Source organism: Convivina intestini, from assembly GCF_003096575.1.
Lineage (GTDB): Bacteria > Bacillota > Bacilli > Lactobacillales > Lactobacillaceae > Convivina > Convivina intestini.
The window spans coordinates 1-21,590 of sequence record NZ_QEKT01000013.1; the positions used below are offsets into that span (position 1 = coordinate 1).

At 40.7% G+C, this 21,590-nt stretch carries 19 protein-coding genes, 2 pseudogenes and 1 riboswitch; of the genes and pseudogenes, 11 read left to right on the top strand and 10 right to left on the bottom strand.

Annotated features, from left to right (window positions below):
* The 4 genes and pseudogenes from C7384_RS08065 to C7384_RS07640 all read right to left on the bottom strand — a co-directional run.
* Positions 1–4,478, bottom strand: a pseudogene (locus C7384_RS08065) (accessory Sec-dependent LPXTG-anchored adhesin); the annotation flags it as partial.
* Positions 4,412–6,658 (bottom strand): lectin-like domain-containing protein, encoded by a 2,247-nt coding sequence (locus tag C7384_RS07630; protein ID WP_089940119.1) that lies wholly within the window; start codon positions 6,656–6,658, stop codon positions 4,412–4,414. The gene C7384_RS07630 and the pseudogene C7384_RS08065, both read right to left, overlap by 67 nt.
* Before the next feature lie 664 nt (positions 6,659–7,322).
* A complete protein-coding gene (locus C7384_RS07635; RefSeq protein ID WP_089940122.1) occupies positions 7,323–7,616 on the bottom strand; it encodes a hypothetical protein in 294 nt (97 codons plus the stop codon).
* Between the two features lie 224 nt (positions 7,617–7,840).
* Positions 7,841–8,943, bottom strand: a pseudogene (locus tag C7384_RS07640) (alpha-hydroxy-acid oxidizing protein).
* A gap of 185 nt (positions 8,944–9,128) precedes the next feature.
* Between C7384_RS07640 and C7384_RS07645 the strand changes: the two are divergent.
* From C7384_RS07645 to C7384_RS07660, 4 genes are all read left to right on the top strand, one after another.
* Positions 9,129–9,656 (top strand): Pr6Pr family membrane protein, encoded by a 528-nt coding sequence (locus C7384_RS07645; RefSeq protein ID WP_276329408.1) that lies wholly within the window; start codon positions 9,129–9,131, stop codon positions 9,654–9,656.
* Positions 9,657–9,718: 62 nt separating this feature from the next.
* Positions 9,719–10,288: a GNAT family N-acetyltransferase gene (locus C7384_RS07650; RefSeq protein ID WP_089940131.1), complete on the top strand. Its 570-nt coding sequence runs from the start codon at positions 9,719–9,721 to the stop codon at positions 10,286–10,288.
* A gap of 5 nt (positions 10,289–10,293) precedes the next feature.
* Positions 10,294–11,148: a CPBP family intramembrane glutamic endopeptidase gene (locus tag C7384_RS07655; RefSeq protein ID WP_089940133.1), complete on the top strand. Its 855-nt coding sequence runs from the start codon at positions 10,294–10,296 to the stop codon at positions 11,146–11,148.
* Between the two features lie 72 nt (positions 11,149–11,220).
* Positions 11,221–11,712: a DUF805 domain-containing protein gene (locus C7384_RS07660; protein WP_089940136.1), complete on the top strand. Its 492-nt coding sequence runs from the start codon at positions 11,221–11,223 to the stop codon at positions 11,710–11,712.
* Between the two features lie 62 nt (positions 11,713–11,774).
* Here the strand turns inward: C7384_RS07660 and thiW are convergent, their stop codons facing one another.
* On the bottom strand, positions 11,775–12,275 hold the full coding sequence (gene thiW / locus C7384_RS07665; RefSeq protein ID WP_089940140.1) for an energy coupling factor transporter S component ThiW: 501 nt from the start codon (positions 12,273–12,275) through the stop codon (positions 11,775–11,777).
* 80 nt (positions 12,276–12,355) lie between these two features.
* Positions 12,356–12,456, bottom strand: a riboswitch (TPP riboswitch).
* A 162-nt stretch (positions 12,457–12,618) separates the two neighbouring features.
* Here thiW and C7384_RS07670 point away from each other — a divergent pair.
* Positions 12,619–13,662, top strand: coding sequence for a lactonase family protein (locus C7384_RS07670; protein WP_089940143.1), 1,044 nt, complete (start codon positions 12,619–12,621; stop codon positions 13,660–13,662).
* Between the two features lie 48 nt (positions 13,663–13,710).
* Here C7384_RS07670 and C7384_RS07675 read toward each other — a convergent pair whose 3' ends face one another.
* Positions 13,711–14,586 carry an SPFH domain-containing protein gene (locus C7384_RS07675; RefSeq protein ID WP_089940146.1) on the bottom strand — a complete coding sequence of 292 codons (876 nt, stop codon included), beginning with the start codon at positions 14,584–14,586 and terminating at the stop codon, positions 13,711–13,713.
* Positions 14,587–14,592: 6 nt separating this feature from the next.
* Positions 14,593–14,934 (bottom strand): hypothetical protein, encoded by a 342-nt coding sequence (locus tag C7384_RS07680; RefSeq protein ID WP_089940150.1) that lies wholly within the window; start codon positions 14,932–14,934, stop codon positions 14,593–14,595.
* Positions 14,935–15,483: 549 nt separating this feature from the next.
* Between C7384_RS07680 and apf the strand changes: the two genes are divergently transcribed.
* From apf to C7384_RS07695, 3 genes are all read left to right on the top strand, one after another.
* Positions 15,484–16,128, top strand: a complete 645-nt coding sequence (apf, locus tag C7384_RS07685; RefSeq protein WP_243400738.1) for an aggregation-promoting factor — start codon at positions 15,484–15,486, stop codon at positions 16,126–16,128.
* 125 nt (positions 16,129–16,253) lie between these two features.
* Entirely contained in the window at positions 16,254–16,502 is a 249-nt protein-coding gene (locus tag C7384_RS07690; RefSeq protein WP_089940153.1) for a hypothetical protein, read from the top strand.
* Positions 16,503–16,534: 32 nt separating this feature from the next.
* Positions 16,535–17,050, top strand: a complete 516-nt coding sequence (locus C7384_RS07695) for a molecular chaperone (RefSeq protein ID WP_089940158.1) — start codon at positions 16,535–16,537, stop codon at positions 17,048–17,050.
* A 36-nt stretch (positions 17,051–17,086) separates the two neighbouring features.
* Here the strand turns inward: C7384_RS07695 and trmB are convergent, their stop codons facing one another.
* The 3 genes from trmB to C7384_RS07710 are packed head-to-tail and all read right to left on the bottom strand — an operon-like array spanning position 17,087 to position 19,730.
* A complete protein-coding gene (gene trmB, locus C7384_RS07700; RefSeq protein WP_089940161.1) occupies positions 17,087–17,746 on the bottom strand; it encodes a tRNA (guanosine(46)-N7)-methyltransferase TrmB in 660 nt (219 codons plus the stop codon).
* Between the two features lie 12 nt (positions 17,747–17,758).
* Positions 17,759–19,000 (bottom strand): ABC transporter permease, encoded by a 1,242-nt coding sequence (locus C7384_RS07705; protein WP_089940164.1) that lies wholly within the window; start codon positions 18,998–19,000, stop codon positions 17,759–17,761.
* Positions 18,987–19,730 (bottom strand): ABC transporter ATP-binding protein, encoded by a 744-nt coding sequence (locus C7384_RS07710; protein WP_089940167.1) that lies wholly within the window; start codon positions 19,728–19,730, stop codon positions 18,987–18,989. The genes C7384_RS07705 and C7384_RS07710 overlap by 14 nt, the downstream gene beginning before the upstream one ends.
* Before the next feature lie 72 nt (positions 19,731–19,802).
* On the opposite strand from C7384_RS07710, the gene C7384_RS07715 reads away from it, so the two are divergent.
* Genes C7384_RS07715 through C7384_RS07725 form a run of 3 tightly spaced genes read left to right on the top strand, consistent with a single transcriptional unit; the run spans position 19,803 to position 21,462 of the window.
* On the top strand, positions 19,803–20,240 hold the full coding sequence (locus C7384_RS07715; RefSeq protein ID WP_089940170.1) for an HIT family protein: 438 nt from the start codon (positions 19,803–19,805) through the stop codon (positions 20,238–20,240).
* Positions 20,241–20,489, top strand: coding sequence for a hypothetical protein (locus tag C7384_RS07720; RefSeq protein WP_089940173.1), 249 nt, complete (start codon positions 20,241–20,243; stop codon positions 20,487–20,489).
* Between the two features lie 49 nt (positions 20,490–20,538).
* On the top strand, positions 20,539–21,462 hold the full coding sequence (locus C7384_RS07725; protein ID WP_089940177.1) for a peptidylprolyl isomerase: 924 nt from the start codon (positions 20,539–20,541) through the stop codon (positions 21,460–21,462).
* The last annotated feature ends 128 nt before the right edge of the window (positions 21,463–21,590 follow it).

The window sequence follows — 21,590 nt, forward strand, 5'->3', positions numbered from 1 at the left end:
TTCGAATTTGACGTTGAATCAGAAGCAGATGTTGAGCTTGAGATGGACTGACTAATTGAAGTGGAAGTGCTTGCCGACTTTGAATCAGAATCTGAAACGCTCGTTGACGTTGACGTACTTGTCGAAGCCGTTGACTCAGAACCCGAAATTGAGGTCGACTTTGAATCACTCATTGACTTTGAATCAGAATCCGAGTTTGAAGTTGAAGTACTTACTGACTTGGAAGTCGACTTTGAACTAGAAGCAGAACCTGAGATTGAAGTTGAAGTACTTACTGACTGGCTACCTGATTCAGATGTTGAAGTTGACGTCGAATCACTCTTAGAAATCGAAGTACTAATTGAAGCGGAATCACTGCTTGACTTTGAATCGGAGTTTGACTCAGAAGTTGAAGTACTTGCCGACTTTGATGCCGACTTTGAACTTGATGTCGAATCAGAAATTGACATACTTGTCGAAGTCGAAGCGCTAGCTGAAGCAGTTGAAGCTGATTCTGAAGCTGCCTTTGAAGCACTAGCTGACTGTGAATCAGACGTTGAAATTGAACCAGAAACTGATGTTGAAGTCGACTCACTCATCGACTTTGAATCAGAACCTGATTCGGAAGTTGACGTACTTACCGACTTAGATGTCGACTTTGAGCCGGATATTGAGTCAGAGCTAGAAGTGCTGGTAGAACCAGACTGGCTAGTTGATTCTGAAGTTGAACCAGACTTTGAAGTACTATTTGAGATCGAAGTGCTGGTTGAAGTCGAGTCACTCATTGACTTTGAATCAGAACCAGACTCAGAAATTGAAGTACTTGCTGACTTTGATGCCGACTTTGAGCCGGATATTGAGTCAGAGCTAAAAGTGCTGGTAGAACCAGACTGGCTAGTTGATTCTGAAGTTGAACCAGACTTTGAAGTACTATTTGAGATCGAAGTGCTGGTTGAAGTCGAGTCACTCATTGACTTTGAATCAGAACCAGACTCAGAAGTTGAAGTACTTGCTGACTTTGATGCCGACTTTGAACTAGAAGTTGAATCAGAAATCGAAGTGCTAGTTGATGTTGAAGCGCTTGCTGAAGTAGCTGAGGCTGATTCAGAAGCCGACTTTGATGCACTCGTTGACTGTGAGCCAGAAGTCGAAATCGATGCTGAGGTCGAAACTGAAGATGAATCACTCATTGACTTCGAGTCTGAGTTCGAATCAGAAGTTGAAGTGCTTGCCGACTTCGAGGTTGACTTTGAACTTGATGTCGAAGTCGAGTCAGAAGTGCTGGTTGAAGTCGATTGACTTGTTGATTCAGAAGCTGAGGCCGACTTTGAAGTACTAGTTGATGTTGAAGTACTCATCGAAGCCGTTGAAGCCGATTGTGAAGCTGACGTTGAAGTCGAGTCACTCATTGACTTTGAATCAGAGCTCGAGTCAGACGTCGAAGTGCTTGTTGACTTCGAGCTTGACTTTGAACTTGATGCCGAAGTCGAGTCAGAAGTGCTAGTTGAAGCCGACTTTGACGCACTCGTTGATTGTGAATCAGACGTTGACTTGGAACTTGAAGCTGAAGCTGACGTTGATGCCGAATCACTCATTGACCTTGAATCTGAATTCGAATCAGACGTCGAAGTGCTTGCTGACTTTGAAGCGGACTTTGAATCAGAAACTGAATCAGAAACCGAAGCACTCGTTGAGGCTGATTGACTAGCTGAATCAGAAGCTGAGGTCGACTTTGAGGTACTAGTTGATGTCGAAGTACTCATCGAAGCCGTTGAAGCCGATTGTGAAGCTGACGTTGAGGCCGAATCACTCATTGACTTTGAATCAGAGTTTGAAGCTGATGTCGATGTACTTGCCGACTTTGAAGCTGAGGTTGAATCCAAAGTCGAATCAGAAATCGAAGTACTAGTTGACATCGATGCACTCTTGGAAGCAGTCGAAGCTGATTGTGAAACTGACGTTGAAGTCGAATCGCTCACTGACTTTGAATCGGAATTCGAATCAGAAGTCGATGTACTTGCTGACTTTGAGGCTGATTTTGAACCGGAAACTGAGTCAGAAATCGAAGCACTTGTTGAAGCTGATTGACTTGCTGAAGTCGAAATCGATGTTGACTTTGATGAACTATTGGAAATCGAGGTGCTGATTGAGGCCGAATCACTCACTGACTTCGAATCAGAGTTCGAATCAGAAGTTGAAGTACTTGCCGACATCGAGGCCAACTTTGAGCTTGAAGTTGAATCAAAAATTGAAGTGCTCGTTGAAGCTGATTGACTTGTTGATTCAGAAGCTGACGTTGACTTTGATGAGCTATTGGAAATCGACGTGCTGATTGAGGCCGAATCACTCACTGACTTCGAATCGGAGTTCGAATCAGAAGTCGAAGTACTTGCCGACATCGAGGCCGACTTTGAGCCAGAAGTTGAATCGAAAATTGATGCGCTCGTTGAAGCTGATTGACTTACTGATTCCGAAGTGGATGCTGAAGTTGAATCGCTCTTTGAAATCAACATACTAATCGAAGCAGAATCGCTGGTTGACTTTGAATCTGAGTCAGATTCTGAAGTTGAACCACTTACTGACTTAGACGTTGACTTTGAGTTTGATGTTGAAGTCGAATCAGAAATGCTAGTTGAAATCGAAGTACTCATCGAAGCCGTTGAATCAGAATTTGAGATTGAAGTCAATGTTGATTCGTTACTTGACTTTGAATCGGAGTTCGAATCAGATGTTGAAGAACTTGCCGACGTGGAATCACTCGTTGATTCACTACTTGACTTTGAAGTTGAAGTCGACGTTGACTCCAAAGCCGATTCACTCTTGGCTTTCGAATCTGAATCAGAAACAGATGTTGAGGAGCTTACTGACTCTGAAAATGATGTTGAGCCAGAAACTGAATCACTAGCTGAAATCGAAGTACTTGCAGAAGCAGTCGATACTGATTGGCTAACTGACTTAGAAATCGATGCACTCGTTGATGTCGAATCTGAATTTGAATCAGAAATTGAGATGCTTACCGATTGTGAAGCTGACTGAGATGCACTAGTTGATGTCGATATTGAGTCAGATGTTGACGTTGAAACTAACTGAGAAGCTGACTCACTTTTGGTCTTCGAATCAAAATCAGACGCTGATGTTGAGGTGCTTGCCGACTCCGAGGCTGATGTTGAATCAGAAGTTGAATCAGAAATTGAAGTGCTTGTTGAGGCTAATTGGCTGGCTAATTCGGAGTCCAAACCAACTTTAGAATTACTGGTTGAAATCGAAGTACTCATGGATGCCATGGAGATAGAACCAGAAACTAGTGTAGATATTGATTCACTCATTGACGTTGAATCGGAATTTAATTCTGAAGTCGAAGTGCTTGCGGACCTTGAAATCGAGAGTGAATCTGATGTTGAATCAGAAATTGAAGCACTCGTTGAGGCCGACTGACTAGTAGAAATTGAAATCGAAGTTAAGTTTGATAGACTGTTCGAAATCGAAGTGCTCATCGCAGTCGTTAACTCAGAGTTGGCAATCGAAGTTGAAATCAATTCACTGATTAACGTCGAATCAGAGGCTAAAAGACTTCTTGAATTATAGTCCGAGGTTGAAATCGAAGTCGAATCTGAACTTGACACACTCATTGATGCAGATGTGCTTTCTGAAACTGATTCACTCTTAGCCTTTGGATCAGAATCAGATGCTGATGTTGAGGTACTTGCCGATTTCGAAGCTGATGTTGAACCGGACTCGGAATCAAATAGCGAAGCACTCGTTGATACAGATTGACTTGCTAATTCAGAAGCAAAACCAGACTTTGACGTACTGGTTGAAATTGAAGTACTCATCACAGCTGTTGAATCTGAGTCAGAAGTCGACGTTGAGCTTAACATTGAATCACTGACTGAGGTTGAATTAGATACTGAGGTTGAAATACTTATTGACTGCCTTGAATTCGAATCGGAAATTGACGTCGAAACATTCGAATCTGATCCATTTGCTGAAACAGAAATACTTGTCGAAAGCGAGCCCGATGTCGATGTACTTACCGATTGCTTGAGATTTGAATCAGAGATTGAGGTTGACTCACTGGCTGACGTTGAAATTGAATTAGAGTCTGAAACAGAATTGTTCGTTGAAGTTGACGTACTTGTCGAAGCAGATTCACTTTTAGCCTTTGAATCTGACTCAGAGGTCGAAGTCGACATACTAGCTGACTTCAAGGCCGATATTGAACCCGAAACAGAATCACTAACTGAGGTTGAACCAGACAGCGACATCAAAGCAGTCGAATTTGAGCCATTTTCTGAGACAGAAATATTTGTCGAAAGCGAACCCGATGTCGATGTACTTACCGATTGCTTGAAATTTGAATCAGAGATTGACGTTGACTCACTGGCTGACGTTGAAATTGAATTAGAGTCTGAAACCGAATTGTTCGTTGAAATTAACGTACTTGTCGAAGCAGATTCACTCTGAGCCTTTGAATCTGACTCAGCGATCGAAGTCGACACACTGGCAGATTGCTTAGCATTCGATTCAGAAACCGAGGTTGACTCGCTGCTGACTGATTTGAGTTCGATTCAGAAATTGACATTGATGTACTTGCCAATTGCGTTGAATTTGATTCAGAGGCCGATTGCGAGGTGCTGGCCAATGTCGAATCACTAGCTGACCTTGAGCCGGCAATAGATTCCAAAACAGAATTAGAAGTACTTGCTGATGTTGAAGTCGACTCACTGGCTAACTTTGATTGACTAGCAGATTCACTGGCCCTGGATGTTGAGGTTGATTCAGCTGCTGAAACATAGTGGTATAGATGAATGACTGTTCCATTATCCCCCCAATCTTTCAAATCACCACTAGCCGGTAAACTATCTTGTGATAAACCAAGATATTTGTAATGAGCACCCAAATCTAAAGCCTTGGTCTCATAAGTTTTACCCTTTTGCCAACCATCGGGATAATTAACATCCCCTTTGGCAATTTCTTTACCGGCTTCATCCATGTACTTAACGTTGACTGTAGCCGCACGATGGTAATCAATACTGGTTAACTTAAAAATCTGACGATTAGTACTGGCACCCGTAGAAGCTGCAATAGCCAAACCAACTGGCTGGGACACATCCGCATCAGAAAGATATCTGGACCAAATCAATGAATTTTTCGTATATGGCGACTGATACGTAATCGTCATCAATCGAGTACTTGCATTGAAATCTACAGAAAGCGTCGTAGCACGACTATTTTGAAAAGCAGGAGAAATACGCTTTGGTGTCCGATCTTCTCCCTCAACTTGTTTACTACCATCATCAATAGTGATATAGCCATGATCATCAGTTGAAACAAAGGCCCCATAAGGACGCCGGAAAGTCCCGTTACGATCATTGCCTTTCCAATCAGACGGGAAACCCAGTTTTTCTTCTGGCGTGGTCCCATTTGGATTTGGGGCTTGAGCCTCATTAGGAAAAGTATCTAATTTAAATCCGATAACATTACGAAGGCCACCAATACCATTAAATCCACCGGCGTAACCAACTGATCCAGTGTTTTCCTTACTAAAGGCAATACCAATTCCATCGCCGCCGTCCGGAATTTTCCGGTCACCAATATCTATCATCCCGGTCAGATGGAAGTCATGCCGTAAATCAATTTTATCCTTGGTGGCGATGCTACCAACTTGATTTTTCTGGGCCTCAGTTAAAACAACGGTTCCGTCATCTGAAATTTTTGCAGCATTATTAATCTTTTGACCAGTTGGATCCAAAGCTGGTTTTGAGAAAACGTCATTAATTCCAGCCCCACTGGTAACGATAACGTGACCAGTATTTTCATCATTACTAGCTGTCGCTGAATAAGGGGCAGCATAGGCCTGAGCGTTAGATTGTGAATGGGCTTGTGCCAAAGCCAACGCCTGCTCTTGAGAAGTGGATTGACTTGCAGCTGTTCGAATTGCCAAAGAACTTGCAGTACTAACATCCTTAGCTAGTAAAGTACTGTCCGATTGCGAAACTAAATTGCTAGTAGAATCGACCTTTGCAATCGTGTTTGCTTGATAAAAAGTTTGTTGCAAATTCTGAGTATTGTTCGATTGCGAATTAACTAAACTACTGGCGTGGCTTACAGACGTACTGTCAGCTTGAGAGGCCTCTTGGCTATCCTGAATCATAGCCGTCTGGCTAACACTAGCCACCTGAGGATTCATTTTTTCAACAATGCTGCTTCGTTGATTAGCCACCTGATTATCAACAGTAGTTCCTTGTGTTACACCAATTAGTCCTTGAGTAATAGTGCTAGTCTGACTACTGCCATTACTTAAAGAAGCTTCATTGGATACCAGTTCTTGACCAATTGTTGAATCAATTTGACTGGAATTGTGATTCAGGCTAAACGAGCTGTCCTTTGCTGATGACTGTGCCACTGTCAAAGCTGAATCATGCTGACTGTCAGCAACTTTCCCCGATGAGAGCAGCACCTGACTTTGCTGGGCCAAAGTTGGTTGATTTTGAACCGAATTCACCGATGGATCATCATTTGAATCAATTTTAGTACTAGTATCAGCAGAAGCATTTGCTGAACCTCCTAACCCAAGGGTAAATAAACTAATTCCGGAAACCAACCACAGCTTGCCAGATTTATACATCTTAAACCGCGTTTTAACCGTATTCCGATTAAAAATATTATCCGATTTCATCTAATATCTCCTACTCTGTTTAATCATGCACTACTAACTACATAATTATTGTAATGGAAAAGTAATATAAATGAAATCATAAAAACATAAAAGATAAAACATTTACATTTAATACATAATATTTTAATATATGTTTTTAGAACGTAAATTAAACTAATAAATCTAACTCTATCAGTAATTAAATCTAGAATTATAGTTTGTTATGGCTATTAAATAACATACGCTAGATTTATTAACATATTTAAAAAAATACCATAATAAATGAAAATTTAATTAAGTTTGTGAATTAATTAGAAAGATGTTTAATGAACCGCAAATTTTTTGAAAGCATAAAAAAACCATAAGTTTGGCAATTTTCCCCACCTATGGTAATCAATTAAAATTTCCCTGACAGACGCTATTTTTTATGTACAAGGCCGAAAATACGAGCCCTTTTGAAACCAAACTTCATTGACACAGGGTCAGTAATATTCCCATCACTAACCGCTATGTATAGGACTTACACCGCCAGTATGAATAGTGTATGTGAATTTGATAAGCAGAAGATTTTTCCTCTCCCTCTGTCTGGCGGACGCCTAACTATGTACAAGGACTTACATCATGATTGTAGCTTATTTATAGATTGAGAGAGATAAACATGCTATGAATGCCCCATGAAAAATTATTAACGTACACCCGTCTTCACATTATTTTTTTTGCTAGTGTTGGGCTTATTTAATTTATCCGCTTTAGCACTTTCCGGTTGATCAGTGTCCAACATGAATTCTTGAAATAATTGATACATCAATTGCTCAGTATAGTCTTGCATATAAGCAATCGCTACTGCATTCCCATTTGTATTGGGAATAAATTGGTGAATCCTCTCAGACAACTCGTGTACATTTTCCTTATTAGAAATATTAGTTCGAGAGCGCTTGATGGCATTTTTAAAATGTTGATCAAATTGTTCTTTGTTCATGAATTCCTCCTAATAATACGCAAGTTATTAAAAACACATATTTGATGATATCACAGTCTTTCAATAAATAAATTAGTCAAAAAATACAAGTTTTAAATTATGTGTTAAATGAAGAAAGTAATTTCATTTAATACACAGTAAACCTGTTTTCCTTATCAAAGAATAACAATTAATTCACTTATAAAAAATCCCACCTATCAAAAGGCAGGATTAACATACTTATTTTATAGGAAATTATTATCACGTAACTGGTAACGTTTGACGTCTTCAATCGTCTGCGTACCGGCCAGTTGCATTACCATTTTTAACTCTTCGGTCAGTTTATTGAACACTTGCTCAACTCCCCGGCTGCCACCCAAGGCCAGACCATAAATCGCTGGACGGCCAATGGCTACTAAATCTGCTCCACTAGCCAGTGCTTTAAAGACGTGTTGTCCTCGTCGAATACCAGAATCATAAACAATCGGCACTCGTTGGTTAACTGCTTTAGCCACATATTGCAATGAATCAAAAGCTGCTGGTCCACCATCTAACTGACGGCCCCCATGATTGCTGACCCAGATTCCAGCCGCCCCAGCATCCAAAGCTCGCTCAACATCCAGCGCACTTTGAACTCCTTTAACATAAACGGGCAAGCCAGAATATGAGGCAATAAATTCCACATCCTTAGCCGAAAGTTTTTGTTTGGCCGAACCATACACATAGTTCATGGATTTACCAATCCCTTGGGGCAAATATTCTTGCACAATCGGCATATTCAATGGAAAGACAAATTGATTACGAACATCAACTTCTCGATTGCCACCAACAGTAGCATCAGCCGTTAAAACGATTTTTTAATCCCCAAAGCCTTAACTCGGTCAATGATTCGCTTATTAATTTCATTATCTTTACTGAAATAAAACTGGAACCACTCTGGACTACCAGCCAAGGCAGTCGTAATCTCTGGTAAATCAGCCGAAGCATAAGACCTGGTAGTATAAATCGTTTTAAAATTATGAACCCCCTGAGCACTGGCAATCTCACCGGCTTCATTGGCTAATTTATGGGCAGCCACTGGGGCCAAAATAATGGGTGCCGTAATTGTATCGCCATCAACCACGGTCTCAGTACTAGGATTTTCTACATCGGCTAAGACATGGGGAATAATTAATTTATGGTTAAAGGATCGATCATTTTCCCGCAAAGTAAACTCATCACCAGCACCACTAGCAATATAACCAAAGGCATCGGCTGGGATAACCTTTTGTGCTCGTTCTTCCAATTCATAGGTATTGACAAAATTTGGAATAAGCCCCTCCGCCTGACTTGTTTTAAACTCACTCATCATCAATGAACCTCCTTCTTCACCAGAATTATAGCACCGCTGACTACTTTTGATTGACAAAGCCGGTCAGATAACCTGACTATTTAAAATCCGTTAAAGGATGAGCAAATTGAGCATATCCCCCAGTGCCAAATGATATGATTATTTTGATATGTCTTATACCACAAAACTCCGGACTAGTGCCGATGGCCTTTTTATACTACACCACACTCAGTAATATATTATGTATGCTTTATTTTGCCGACAGTATTGTAAGAACTCTACAAAATAAGCCGGTCAACCATAATTTAAAGGGCGCCGTCACGCTAGCCATTACCGTGACCATGCTCATCTATTGGGGAATTTTAGCCCCTCATAATTTTGATGTTCACACGGTTAACCAATTACTAGGAACGCTTTGTGTCCACCTATTTGTCCCCTTAATGACCATCTTTGATTGGATTTTATTTGATAAGAAAGGTCAATTTTCAAGGTGGGCGCCCCTATCCTGGCTAGCAATCCCCTGGGTATATTACATTTTCGCTGTCATCGGCGCTTCAGCTAATCTTACCTTTGCCAATGGTCAGCACTATCCTTATTTCTTTATCGATTCTAACCTGCTGGGTTGGGGTCCCGTATTATTAATAGTCCTGGCCTTAACCCTCTTCTTTTTAATCTTTGGCTATCTCTTCTACTTTATTGATACGAAGTGGGGCGCTAAGGGTCACAAATAAACATTTAGGCAGCTAATATAGTACTATATTAGATAAATCTAATTTTAAAAGGAGCTAGTACTATGTTTACGCTATCAACTTTCACTACTGGTCAATTAAAGATTGAATTAGGCTTAGCTGAGGAAAAATTTGCCCCCGCCCTTTTTAATATCTTAAAACAAGACGCATCTCTCCTAATCCCTTGGCTCCCTTGGGTCGCTGATATGCAGTCAGTTGATCAAGAAGTCGCCTTTATTCAGCAAAGTCGTCTTCAATTTGCTAAAAACACCGCCATTGTACTAGCTATCTTAGTCAATGATCAGCCGGCCGGCATGATTGACCTGCATAAAATCGATTTGGTGCAGAAAAATGCTGAAGTTGGCTACTGGTTGGGATCTCAATATCAAGGACAGGGCATCATGACCCAGGCTTTACAACAGGTCAGCCAGTACGCCTTAACGGATTTAGGCTTACATAAACTCCTCCTCTTAGCCGATGTGGATAATCACCCCAGCATCCAGGTTGCCCAAAAATCCGGCTATACTTTAGAAGCCACCCTCAAGGAACAAGTTCGTAATCATCAAGGCCAATACCGCAATATGCGCGTTTTTACTCTTTTTAACCATAATTCATCACATCTAAAGGAAAAATAAATTTTATGATTAAATCCTATACCAACCGTACAATGATTGTAATAGGGGCATTTTTAATGGCCCTATTGATTCTTGTAATCGGTGATATCACCAGTGGGGTTGCCACGCAATTACTCATTCCCAATCTTCTCAGTAGTTCTGCCGCAGCTGAAGACACGATTTCACTTTGGACAACAGCCATCACACCCTTACTATTTATTGGCTGGTATGCCATTAACCGCAACCAAAGCCAGTTTCGGCTTTACATGCCCTTTCCACGACAAAAAGTACTAAGCCGTTATCTATTCAGCTGGCTATTAGGGGCTTTAGCGATTATCATCATTTGGCTGATTGGCTTACTTTCTCAAGCCTTTACCGTCACTACTGTCTGGCATAACACCAACGGACTCTGGTTATTAGCCTTTCTAATCGGTTTTGGTTTCCAAGGTATGAGTGAAGAGATTGTGTGTCGAGGTTATCTACAGGGGAAACTAACTCAGTCCATTGGTCCTAAGACTGCTATTATTATCTCTAGTCTCTTCTTTGCGGCCATCCATGGCGCCAACAACGGCGTGACCCTGATTGCCTTATTCAATCTAGTCTTATTCGCCCTATTAATGGCCTTAGTCCGTGATTTCACCCAAAATTTATGGCTCTGCGGAGCCTTTCACAGTGCTTGGAATTTTGTGCAAGGGCCTGTTTTAGGCGTCCATGTGTCTGGTACTTATCCGTCGGCCAATATCCTTCTATCCCAAGGAATCGCCCATCATACCTGGGCCAACGGGGGCGACTTTGGCATCGAAGGTTCCTTAGTATGTTCGGTAATTTACATCATTATGATTGCCGGTGTTATTTATTGGCATAAACGTCAGCAAGCGTGACATAGATTGTCTCAGTGACGATAACTATTGCTACACTGAGCATAGAGAGAGGTTCCCTTTAAGGAGAAACTTATGATTTCAATGGCTCAGGCTTTTAAGAATTTTTGGCGTAACTATTTCAATTTTACCGGTACAGCCACGCGGGCTGAGTACTGGTGGATGACGCTTTACCTGATAATCTTTACCATTTTTTGGATACCAGCTACCATCATGATTATCATCGCAACCCCTGCTCACCTTACTGCTGACTTCACCTCTTTTTGGCAAATATTTACACACTCCTCTTTGTTAACCATGATTTGGATTTTTCTCACAGTGGCCGTCTTCATTGCTCTTGCCATCCCTTCCCTATCACTAAATGTGCGTCGTTATCGTGATACCGGATTAAACGAAATTGGGGTCTGGTTACTCTTTATCCTGACGCTCATCTTCCACTTCTATTCTCCGCATGATAATGTCTATGTCCGCCTCGTACCTACAATCGTGACAATCATTACCTTCATTTTGACAATCTTGCCTACTGAATTTCTAAGCAAGATTAAAATTTTAGGTCGAACTCATTAAAATAACACTTGACGGATACCCTTAAAAGTTATTTCAACTTGTGGGGTATCCGTCATTTTTTATTATTTAAACAATTGCTGAATCAAGCCTATCTTTTGCTGGTTCAATAAATTTTTCAATACAAAATAAGCAATCCCAGCCCCAATCAGCGTGGCTCCGATAAATCGAGGGGTATAGACCAGCCAGTATAACGCCTGCTGACTACCTGTATACCAAACCATCAGCGGATATGATAATAAAGAACCAATTATACCAGTGCCAATGAATTCTCCAATCATCGCCCAATACATTCTTTGTCCATAGCGATAAGCAAAACTAGCACCAATTGCGCCAAAAATAGCACCAGTTAAGGCCAAGGGTGGTACACCTAACAAAAAAATACGGATAATGGCCGTAATGAGAGCCATTAAAAAGGCGTAGACCGGCCCTAACAAAACGGCAGCAATGATGTTCATAACACTAGACATCGGCGCCATCCCCTCAATTCGAAAAACTGAAGTTAACACAACATCTAAGGCAATCATCACCGCCACAACCGCTAATTTTTTAACTCGTTTATTCATTAATCACATTTCTCCCATTTTAAAAAGGTCCCTTTGCGAACGCAAAGAGACCCAGCTCATCCAACAATATCAATCAGATTTTTATGGTTTAGTCACTTCCCTCCGCTAGTGCTAACTAGATCAGGTTCAAAGGGATTGGCTATTACCATCTCAGTCATTACAGACACCCCTAGTGTTACCTATTTAATTGTCATAGCCATTGCCCAACATAGCTACAGATAAAAATTAACATAAAATAAACTAACAGGTCAAATTTTCTACTAATTCATTAAAAAACGATTGAAAAAAAGTGAAGCCGAGCACATAATGTAAGCGTATACAGTATAAAAAGGAGATTGACCGCATGATTGAAAAGTTTTTAATTGGTACCTACACCATTAATGACAGTGAGGGTATTTTTGAAATTGAACTAGACAACGATAAAAAAGTGCTCCAAAATGCCCATTTGGTAGCTAAAATCGATAGTCCGACCTATTTGGCCGAATCAAAAAAACATATAGTTTATGCCGTTGACCGCAACATGGCTCAACCGGACCTACGCGGTGGTGTGGCCAGTTTTGATTTTAATCAAGAGCCCGCCGTTTTGCTCCAAGAAGAAATTGAAACTGGTACTTCTGACGCTTATGTCGCCGTTGACGAAGACCGTCAACTGGTTTACACCGCCAATTACCACATGGGATATGTCTCAGTTTATGCCATTCAAGCTGATGGTACCCTGCTGCTTAAAGATCGGGTCCAAAGCTTAGGCGAAGTTGGGCCCCGACCACAACAGGCCGACGGTGCCCATCCCCACTACGCTAATTTAACCCCCGATGGCCGTTTGGTCGTCTGTGATTTAGGTACCGATTGTGTGCATGTTTATGACATTTCGGCCGAAGGTAAATTAACCCAAGTGTCTGAACTAAAAACCGAACCAGGTTTTGGGCCCCGTAACATTTCCTTTGTCAATGAAAAAAACATTGGTTATCTAGTTGGTGAATTAGCTAGTCAAGTTTCCGTTATCCGCTATCATCCTACCGATGGTCAATTAGAGGTACTCGAAACCCTATCAACCATTCCAACTGACTGGACTGAGCATAACGGGGCTGCGGCCATTAAAATTTCTAGTGATCAGCGCTTTGTCTACATCACTAACCGTGGTCACGATTCGATTGCCGTCTTTGAGATTCAAGCCGATGGTAACCTGTCCTTGCGTCAGTTAATTTCTAGTGAAGGTGAGTTCCCGCGCGACTTCAACTTCAACGCCGACGAAAGCCTCTTGTTAGTGGCCAACCAAAATTCGGATAACATGTCCCTATATGAACGTGACGCCCACAGCGGCCAGCTGACCCTAATTCAAAAAGAGTTTGCTGTACCCGAAGGAACCTGTGTCATGCGTCGAATTTAAAATAATGCAAAAGGATTCAACTGGTTAGCAGTTGAATCCTTTTGCATTTTACTTCTTTTCATTGGCTAGACTTTTGCCAATTGCCTTACCTAAAACGACTGATTGTCCTAAGCTATCAACTTCTTTGCCATTCACTACCACCAAATTACTATCTGATTGAGCTAATGTGGCAAAGGCATTAATTGACTGGTTATTGAAGTACTTTTCATCAGCACTGGCCAAACCAGCTTGGACCGTGTCAATCCGGTAACGCTCGGCATCCGCCTGGGTCTTAGTCGCACTGGCTTGGGCTTGCGCTGTAGCAATCAAGGCATCGTTATTAGCCTTGGTCCGCAATTCAATCGCCTTAGCATCCCCTTCGGCTTTAGAAATCGCGGCTACTCGTTCACGGTCAGCCTTTAATTGAGTATCCATGGCCTCTTGAATGGCACTACTTGGCTTTAATTCGTCAATGTTGATTCGATCAACATTAATCCCATAGGTATTGGTCAAATCACCAATCGCCTCTGCTAATTCCTTGTTAATCTTGGTTGTTGATCCCAGGGCTTCGTTTAAATCCATCCGGCCGATAATATCACGTAGGTGTCCACGCACCAATTGTTGCATAGATTCCACGGAATCCGTGTTTTCGTACATATATTTGACGGCATCGGTTACATGAAAGTTTAACGTTACCGTTGTATTAATATCGGCATTATCCTTGGTGATCACCGAATATCCCTGCAAACGCAAGGGCTGCAAAGCTAAACTAACCACTCGAATCCGTTGCACCAAGGGCAAGCAAAGATGTAAGCCGGACTGCTTGGTACTGCTGTATTTTCCAACCGTTTCCAATAAACCAACTTGGTTTTGCGGTACGATTTTAATTCCCAAAGCGATAATAATTATCGCTAGAACCACAATAATGCCCAAAATCATAATCATTCTCTCCTATTTCACTACGGCAGCAATGGTCAATAGATTTCCTTCGACCTGAGTTACCACATATTCTTGTTCCGCTAAAACATTAACGGCCCCACTAAGAGTGTAGCGATAGTAATTCCCCAAAAGCTGAACCAGGCCACTTTTAGGATCAATATCTTTTAAAGTCAAACGGCGACCAATTAAATTCCGCTGTTCAAAACTTTGTTCGACCTGCAAATTATTGTTCAGTAGCTGATTAATGTAATCATTCACTGATCGGCCCTCCTGATTTACTTTATTTAACAGTAATTGATATAGAGGCTCATCCAATTCAACGGAAAATGATGCCTTGGGTAATCTCTCAACCATCGCTACCTCCTATGTTTATCATAGCATATTGAATCACGTGAAATTTCATACTTATATAGTAGGAAAAGTTAAACAAAATATTTTGATAATATTTTTCTTCCTATTATACTGTCGAATAACCTTAATTTTAAAAATTTTACGATAAAATTCGACCAAAAAAGCAAATTTTGTTTACTTTTAGAAAGCAAGAAAGCTTATTTTAACTAAAAATCAATCAAAATTCCATAAATTTAATAAAAAAATTGCCGGAATTGTTACATTATCAAGTCGTCCCTTAGCCAAAAGTTTAATTTTCTTATAAATCTATCCCAGTTGCCTTTACTTGGGAAATTAATGGTTCTTAGTTTATCAAAAATTCAAATCCAAAAAGTCTGCTTTTTGGTCGTTAAAATCGATCATTGAAAACTTTGTAATATTCAGGAAATAATCACATAATCTCTACGTAATAATAGCTTGTTAGTTTATGGGAGTGATATCGAAAGGAAAGACATCAAGCCCAATAAGCAAGATGTACACATTCAGATGAATAAAACAATTAAGAACACTCTTATGGCTACTACTGCAGCAGCTGCGCTCCTAACTGTTGGTGCATCAACTCAGGCAAACGCCGATGATATTAACGATAATGATAACAACGTTTACACCGTTAAAGCCGGTGACACTTTGAGCGAAATCGCTCAAGCTCATAATACTAATGCTGTACTTCTAGCAAAGAACTCAGGCATCAAGAACATCGACTTAATTTTCATTGGTGAAAAGATTAAGTTTAGTGCTGACAACCAACGCGTTGAAGCCGTAACTACACCAACTGGTGAAGTTCAAACTGCTAGCCAACCGGTTGCCAGTGTACCAGTTCAAACTGCTACACCAGCCGTACAAAGCCAGCCAGTTATCTACCAACCAGTAGCAACTACTCAAGTAAGTACTGCAAGTGCTACGCCAGCCGCTACACAAACTGTTAGCTACACTGGTCAAAGTTCTTCTGCTAAGGACTATATCGCCGGTGTTGAATCTGGTGGATCATATGAAGCCCGTAACGGTAACTACATTGGTAAGTACCAACTTTCATCAAGTTACTTAAACGGTGACTATTCAGCCGAAAACCAAGAACGCGTTGCTGACCAATATGTTCAGTCACGTTACGGTTCATGGGAAAACGCTGCTAGCCACAGTCAACAATACGGTTGGTACTAAAATTTAAAACACCTGCGGGTGTTTTTTTTATGCCTTTTTATCGTCGATTATGCCTAATCAGCAACGAGTAAAATAGAATAATGGTAGAATAAGAGTGATATTTGTTACTAACAGAAAGGATTTCCATGGCCCAATATAATTTCATTCTTTCCAGTGCTCGGGTTGAAACCGACGTTAAACTCCCCCAAGCGCCCCAGATTGGTGATGTGATTTCGATGAATTCTGACGTCAACTCACCCCACTACCTAGTTTGTCGGATTGAGTTATTTGCCAACAGCGATATCGTCAACGTCCATGTCCAGCGCTTTGCCAACCAGCTATCAGCCAAACTAGCCATTGACGGTTTTCGCAATAATCGCAACTTTATTCAATAATTTCATATCTACAAAGTACGGGAGATCATTTTATGCGCAAAGCCTTCATCGCCCTTGCAGTTGTTATCGCTGGTTTACTGGTTGCTTTATTTCTCTTTAACCAAGAACCTAAATATGCTGGCGTTTCGCTTTCACAAAAGGACTACCAGCACGTTCAAGCCAGTAAAAAACAAGTAAAGGCCATATTATCCGATTTAAAGCTTTTTAATACCCATCAGGATAAAAGCCTAACCGAACTAAAAAAAGACGCTGACGCCCTATTAAAGAGCAATCAGCCGGACCTTGGTCCTCATGATTATAACAAGCTCAAGGAAGCTCTTTATGGCCCTTACGGGATTGTTACCTCGGCTGAAAATGCTAAAGCTCGAAATTATCAAATTGATGTCAGTGTCGCTTCCAGTTTACGCGGTAACTTTGAAACATTGATTGTTAAAAGTATCAGTAGCATTAATAAAAATTCCATTCAACGCGAAACCATCAGCAATCAGTTAATTAAAGATCTTAATTTAGACCAGATTCTCTATCAAATTGGTAGTAGTCAAGAATAACAAAAAACCTTACGACTAAATCGTAAGGTTTTTACTTTAAAAGTGAGCTTTAATTTTATAAATTGGTTGTCCCAAGGCTAGGAATTTTTCTTCATATTCTGTTTGAATGTTACCAGCCACCTTGGCTTCATCAGCATGTAAGTCTAAAGTAAAATCTTCAGGCTGCCAACGCATGCCATAATCCATAAAACTCACAATCGAATATTCAAAGAGATGACGATTATCCGTTTTAAACTCAACTTCTCCACCAGCTGGCAAAACCGCTTCATAGGATTTTAAGAAGCTTTTATAAGTTAACCGTCGTGATTCATGACGTGTTTTAGGCCAGGGATCAGAAAAATTCAAATAAATCTTTTGAATTTCTCCCAGTTCAAAATAGGTTTCAACCCCATTGCCATTCCCAAACAAATAGCGCAAGTTTGGTAATTTGCCAAGCCGGTCAAAACTTTTACGTGCCGCAATCGCTACTGCGGTTTCCTGGATTTCCATCCCGATATAATTAATTTCTGGATGAGCTAAGGCCATTTCCATAATGAACTGCCCTTTTCCCGAGCCAATCTCGACCTGGATTGGTTGTTCTTGATCAAATTGTTGCGACCAATGTCCCTTTAATTGCGTTGCTTGATCTTGGGGAATGACCAAATCAGTATGCTCGGCCAGCCAAGGAGCGGCCCAAGGTTTTGAACGTAAATGCATGATATCCTCCAGTTATTGCCCTTTTTTTAAGAGCCGTGGTATATAAAAATAGTAACAAAAAATCGTCATCAAAATCGCCCCAGCAAGGCCCGCCAGCAGCGCTGACCAAGTCGTTACGGTGGCTGCTAAAATCATCACGATACTAAGTAGACTAAAGCCCAATAATAAGCGATTAAAAAGCTTTTTTTGATCCACCAGACCAATTGGTACTAGTTGCGTCCACAAGACTTGGCGAGTTTGTAAGAAAAGTGGATAAATTTGAAAATTAACTAAATAGACCGTCATCGCAGCAATCGCAGCAATAAGCCAGCTTGGCGCCGAATGGACGTTAATTAAAATAATGATGGCCACTAACCATAATCGTAATATTAAAGGTAAGATTTCATTATTACGAATTAGTTGGGTTAAATAAAGCCTTTGGATACCGGCTCCTTTAGGGGTTAGCCAAACAATCACAGAATCTAAGTAAGCCCGTCGTTTAATACTTTTAGCCTGTTGAGGCACTTCAGCAAATAAAGCATAAAAATGTAAAACAGCTTGCTCGTGGCTTTGGGCCTGCTGGATGGCTAATGGCCAAGCCAAGGCAGCGCTGACCTGTCCGGCCTGGGCGTTTAACTGCCTAGCAACTATTACTACTAAGAATACAACCACCAGTACAATTCCTAAACCAACCAATGATGGAAGCCAGAACAGACTGGCTAGAATGATGATTGGTATCAAAATTTTTAATATGATGTCATTGGCCACTTGCTTAGCGGTCGTTAAAAGCTGGTAGCGTTCAATCACTAGTAAAAAAATCTTATACATTACAGTAAATAGTAAAACTAACAGCAAACTAACAATTTGGTGAAAACCAACCGCCGTTAAAATCGGCCAAACACTGGCAAAAAAGATTAGCTGCCAAACACTGGCAAAACCAGCTGATATTCCTAGGGCTTGCTTTAAATAGCGACTCATTAAAAAATGATCCTGCCCCAGCAAAAATAACCGATCAGCCGGACGAAAGTAGGTTACCAGATGTCCTAACTGTAAACCGATAACTAACCAGGCTAGGATAGCAAATTTCCACCACGGATTTTGCCAAAAATCACTGCTAGCCGGCACCATTAACAAACTGCGGTAACCTAACACCAGCCCGCCAAAGGCAATCAACAAAAATAACACAAAATGTTCATTAAATAAAAGTCGTAGATATTTAATGTTGCGCTGTTGTGCTGTGGCAAAGCGTTGCCAAAATAACTTAGTTAGGCCCATCGCTTTGTCCTTCCTGTCTTAAGTCAAAGAAATCATCCAGATTAGCTAAACTAAGCTTATGTTTTTGAGCTAGTTCTTCTGGTGAACCAATAAAATCAACCTGTCCATTCTTTAAAACTACAAAGGTATCAACATAGCTAGCAGCTGATCCAAGCAAGTGGGTCGTTAAGAGCACACCGTTGCCCTGACGAACTTGGTCTTCCATTAAACGGACCACATCTTTTTGCGCTAAGGTATCCAGGCCTAAAAAAGGTTCATCTACTATCAGTAAAGGCGCATTTAACATAAAGGCCGCTACAATCATGACCTTTTGCCGCATCCCCTTGGAAAAATGAATCGGTAGCCAGTGTAATTTATTATCCAAACGAAATTTAGCCAGCAAGGCCAAGACTCTTTGCCAGTGCTGCTCATCATCCAAATTATGACTGGCTAACATGAAGTGCAGATGCTCTTCTAAGGTCAGCTCATCATATAAAATTGGTTGCTCCGGAATATAGGCAATTTGCTGTTTAAAAGCCGTTGGATCCTGGCTAATATCAATATTATTTAACACAATCGAACCCGCATAAGGAGGACGTTGCCCAATCACATGATTAATCGTTGTCGATTTTCCAGCACCGTTTAAGCCGATCAAGGCCACAATTTTACCATTTGGCACCTCAAAGGTGACATTTTTTAACACATTATTGCCGGCATAGCCACCGGATAAATTATCAATTTTTAGTCCCATGGCTATTATTATAACAGTCGCGTTTGCATTTGTTATAATGAATGTTAGTGACTTATCAAAGGAGAATGCAAAATGGCAGATGATATTTTTGATCTAATTATTAAAGGCGAAATTCCTTGCTATAAAGTTTATGAGGATGACGATGTAATCGCCTTTTTGGATATTTCACAGGTAACCCCTGGGCATACCCTTTTAGTACCTAAAGCCCATGTGAATGATATTTTTGACTACGATGAACAAATTGCTGAAAAGGTTTTATTAAAATTACCTAAATTAGCCCGCGCCATTAAGGCCAGCAACCCCCAAATTACAGGAATTAACATTCAATCTAATAACGGTCCATCAGCTGGTCAAACAGTGATTCATTCTCACTGGCATTTGATCCCTCGGTTTGACGATGACAATCTCAATAGCCAATTGGCCCCAACGATTGATCATAGTGCTGATTTTACCCCTGAGCGCTATCAAGCAATTGCTCAACAAATTGCTACCAGTATAAAGGAAGTATAAATGAAATTTTTGGATAACTTGAAAACCCTTTGGCAGGATGTCAAAACCATCCAGCAGCAAAGCCAACGGCTTTCAGACCAAGTCAATACTTTACAGGCACAATTAAATATTCAAGAAAAAACGCTGCGAGACTTAAACAACAGCGTCAAACGAATGAATTTTAAAAACAAACCACATTTAGATCGTATCCAAGCCACCTCCGATCATCTTGAACAGGAGCTGGCAAAATATGGCACGAATAACCGCTAAATGTGCTAGAATGTTGTCTGTATCTATTTCGAATTAGAAGGGATTTATTATGCGTCGCAAAATCGTTTGGGGTTTGCTAATCGTCATTTTCTTGGGCGGATTGGTTTACCTATTCTTTAATTCATCCAAGACAGTCATGACATCGACCGCCGGTAAAATTACCGAAAAGGAATATTACGAGGATGTCAAAAAATCAGCTGCCGGACAGCAAGAATTTGCCAATATGGTGATTAACAAAGTCTTGAACAAGGAATATGGCAAGGATGTTTCCAAGTCTGACTCCGATAAGGCCTTTGATACCCAAAAAGCGCAATACGGCTCACAGTTTAAGGAAGTGTTGGCTCAAAACAACATGACCGAAGAACAGTTCAAAGAGTCAATCCGTAACAAGATGATTATGACTTATGCCGTTAAAGCTAACTATAAGATTAGTCAAAAACAACTTGACGAAGCTTACAGTAACTACCAACCAGAAACTACGATTTCATTGATTACTGCTAAGAATCAAGATGATGCTCAGGCAGCTATCGATGATATCAACGCTGGTGATAGTTGGGCATCAGTATATAAAAAGTATTCAAGTGAAAACAAGAATGCTAGTGCTACTGGGCAGTTACCTGCTTTTGATTCCACTAACACTAGTGTGGATAGTGAAATCCGTAAGGCCGCCTTTAACATGAGTGGGGTTGGCGCAATTTCTGACTCACCAGTCAAGGGTACTAGTGGTAACTACTATGTCATCAAGATTGACAAGGTTAGTGATAAGCCAGCCCAAAGCAAGGTTGAAAAGAAGTTGAAGGATAAGATTGCTACTGACTTCCTCAACGACTCTAAGAATCAAACTGAAATCCAAAAGATTATCGGTTCAATCCTTCGTAAGGATGACGTATCAGTTAAGGATACTGATTTAAAGAACGCTTTGAGTGGTTACATGACTTCTGGCGTAACTGCTAATTCAAGTAGTTCAAAATAAGTCACTAAAAAACACGTAACTAATTATAGTTACTGAAGTGCGCCCTCCAAATTGGAGAGAAGTAATGTCATAAATCTTGTCGCTTAATTACTACGGTAATTAGGCGACTTTTTGTTTTTGATACTGCG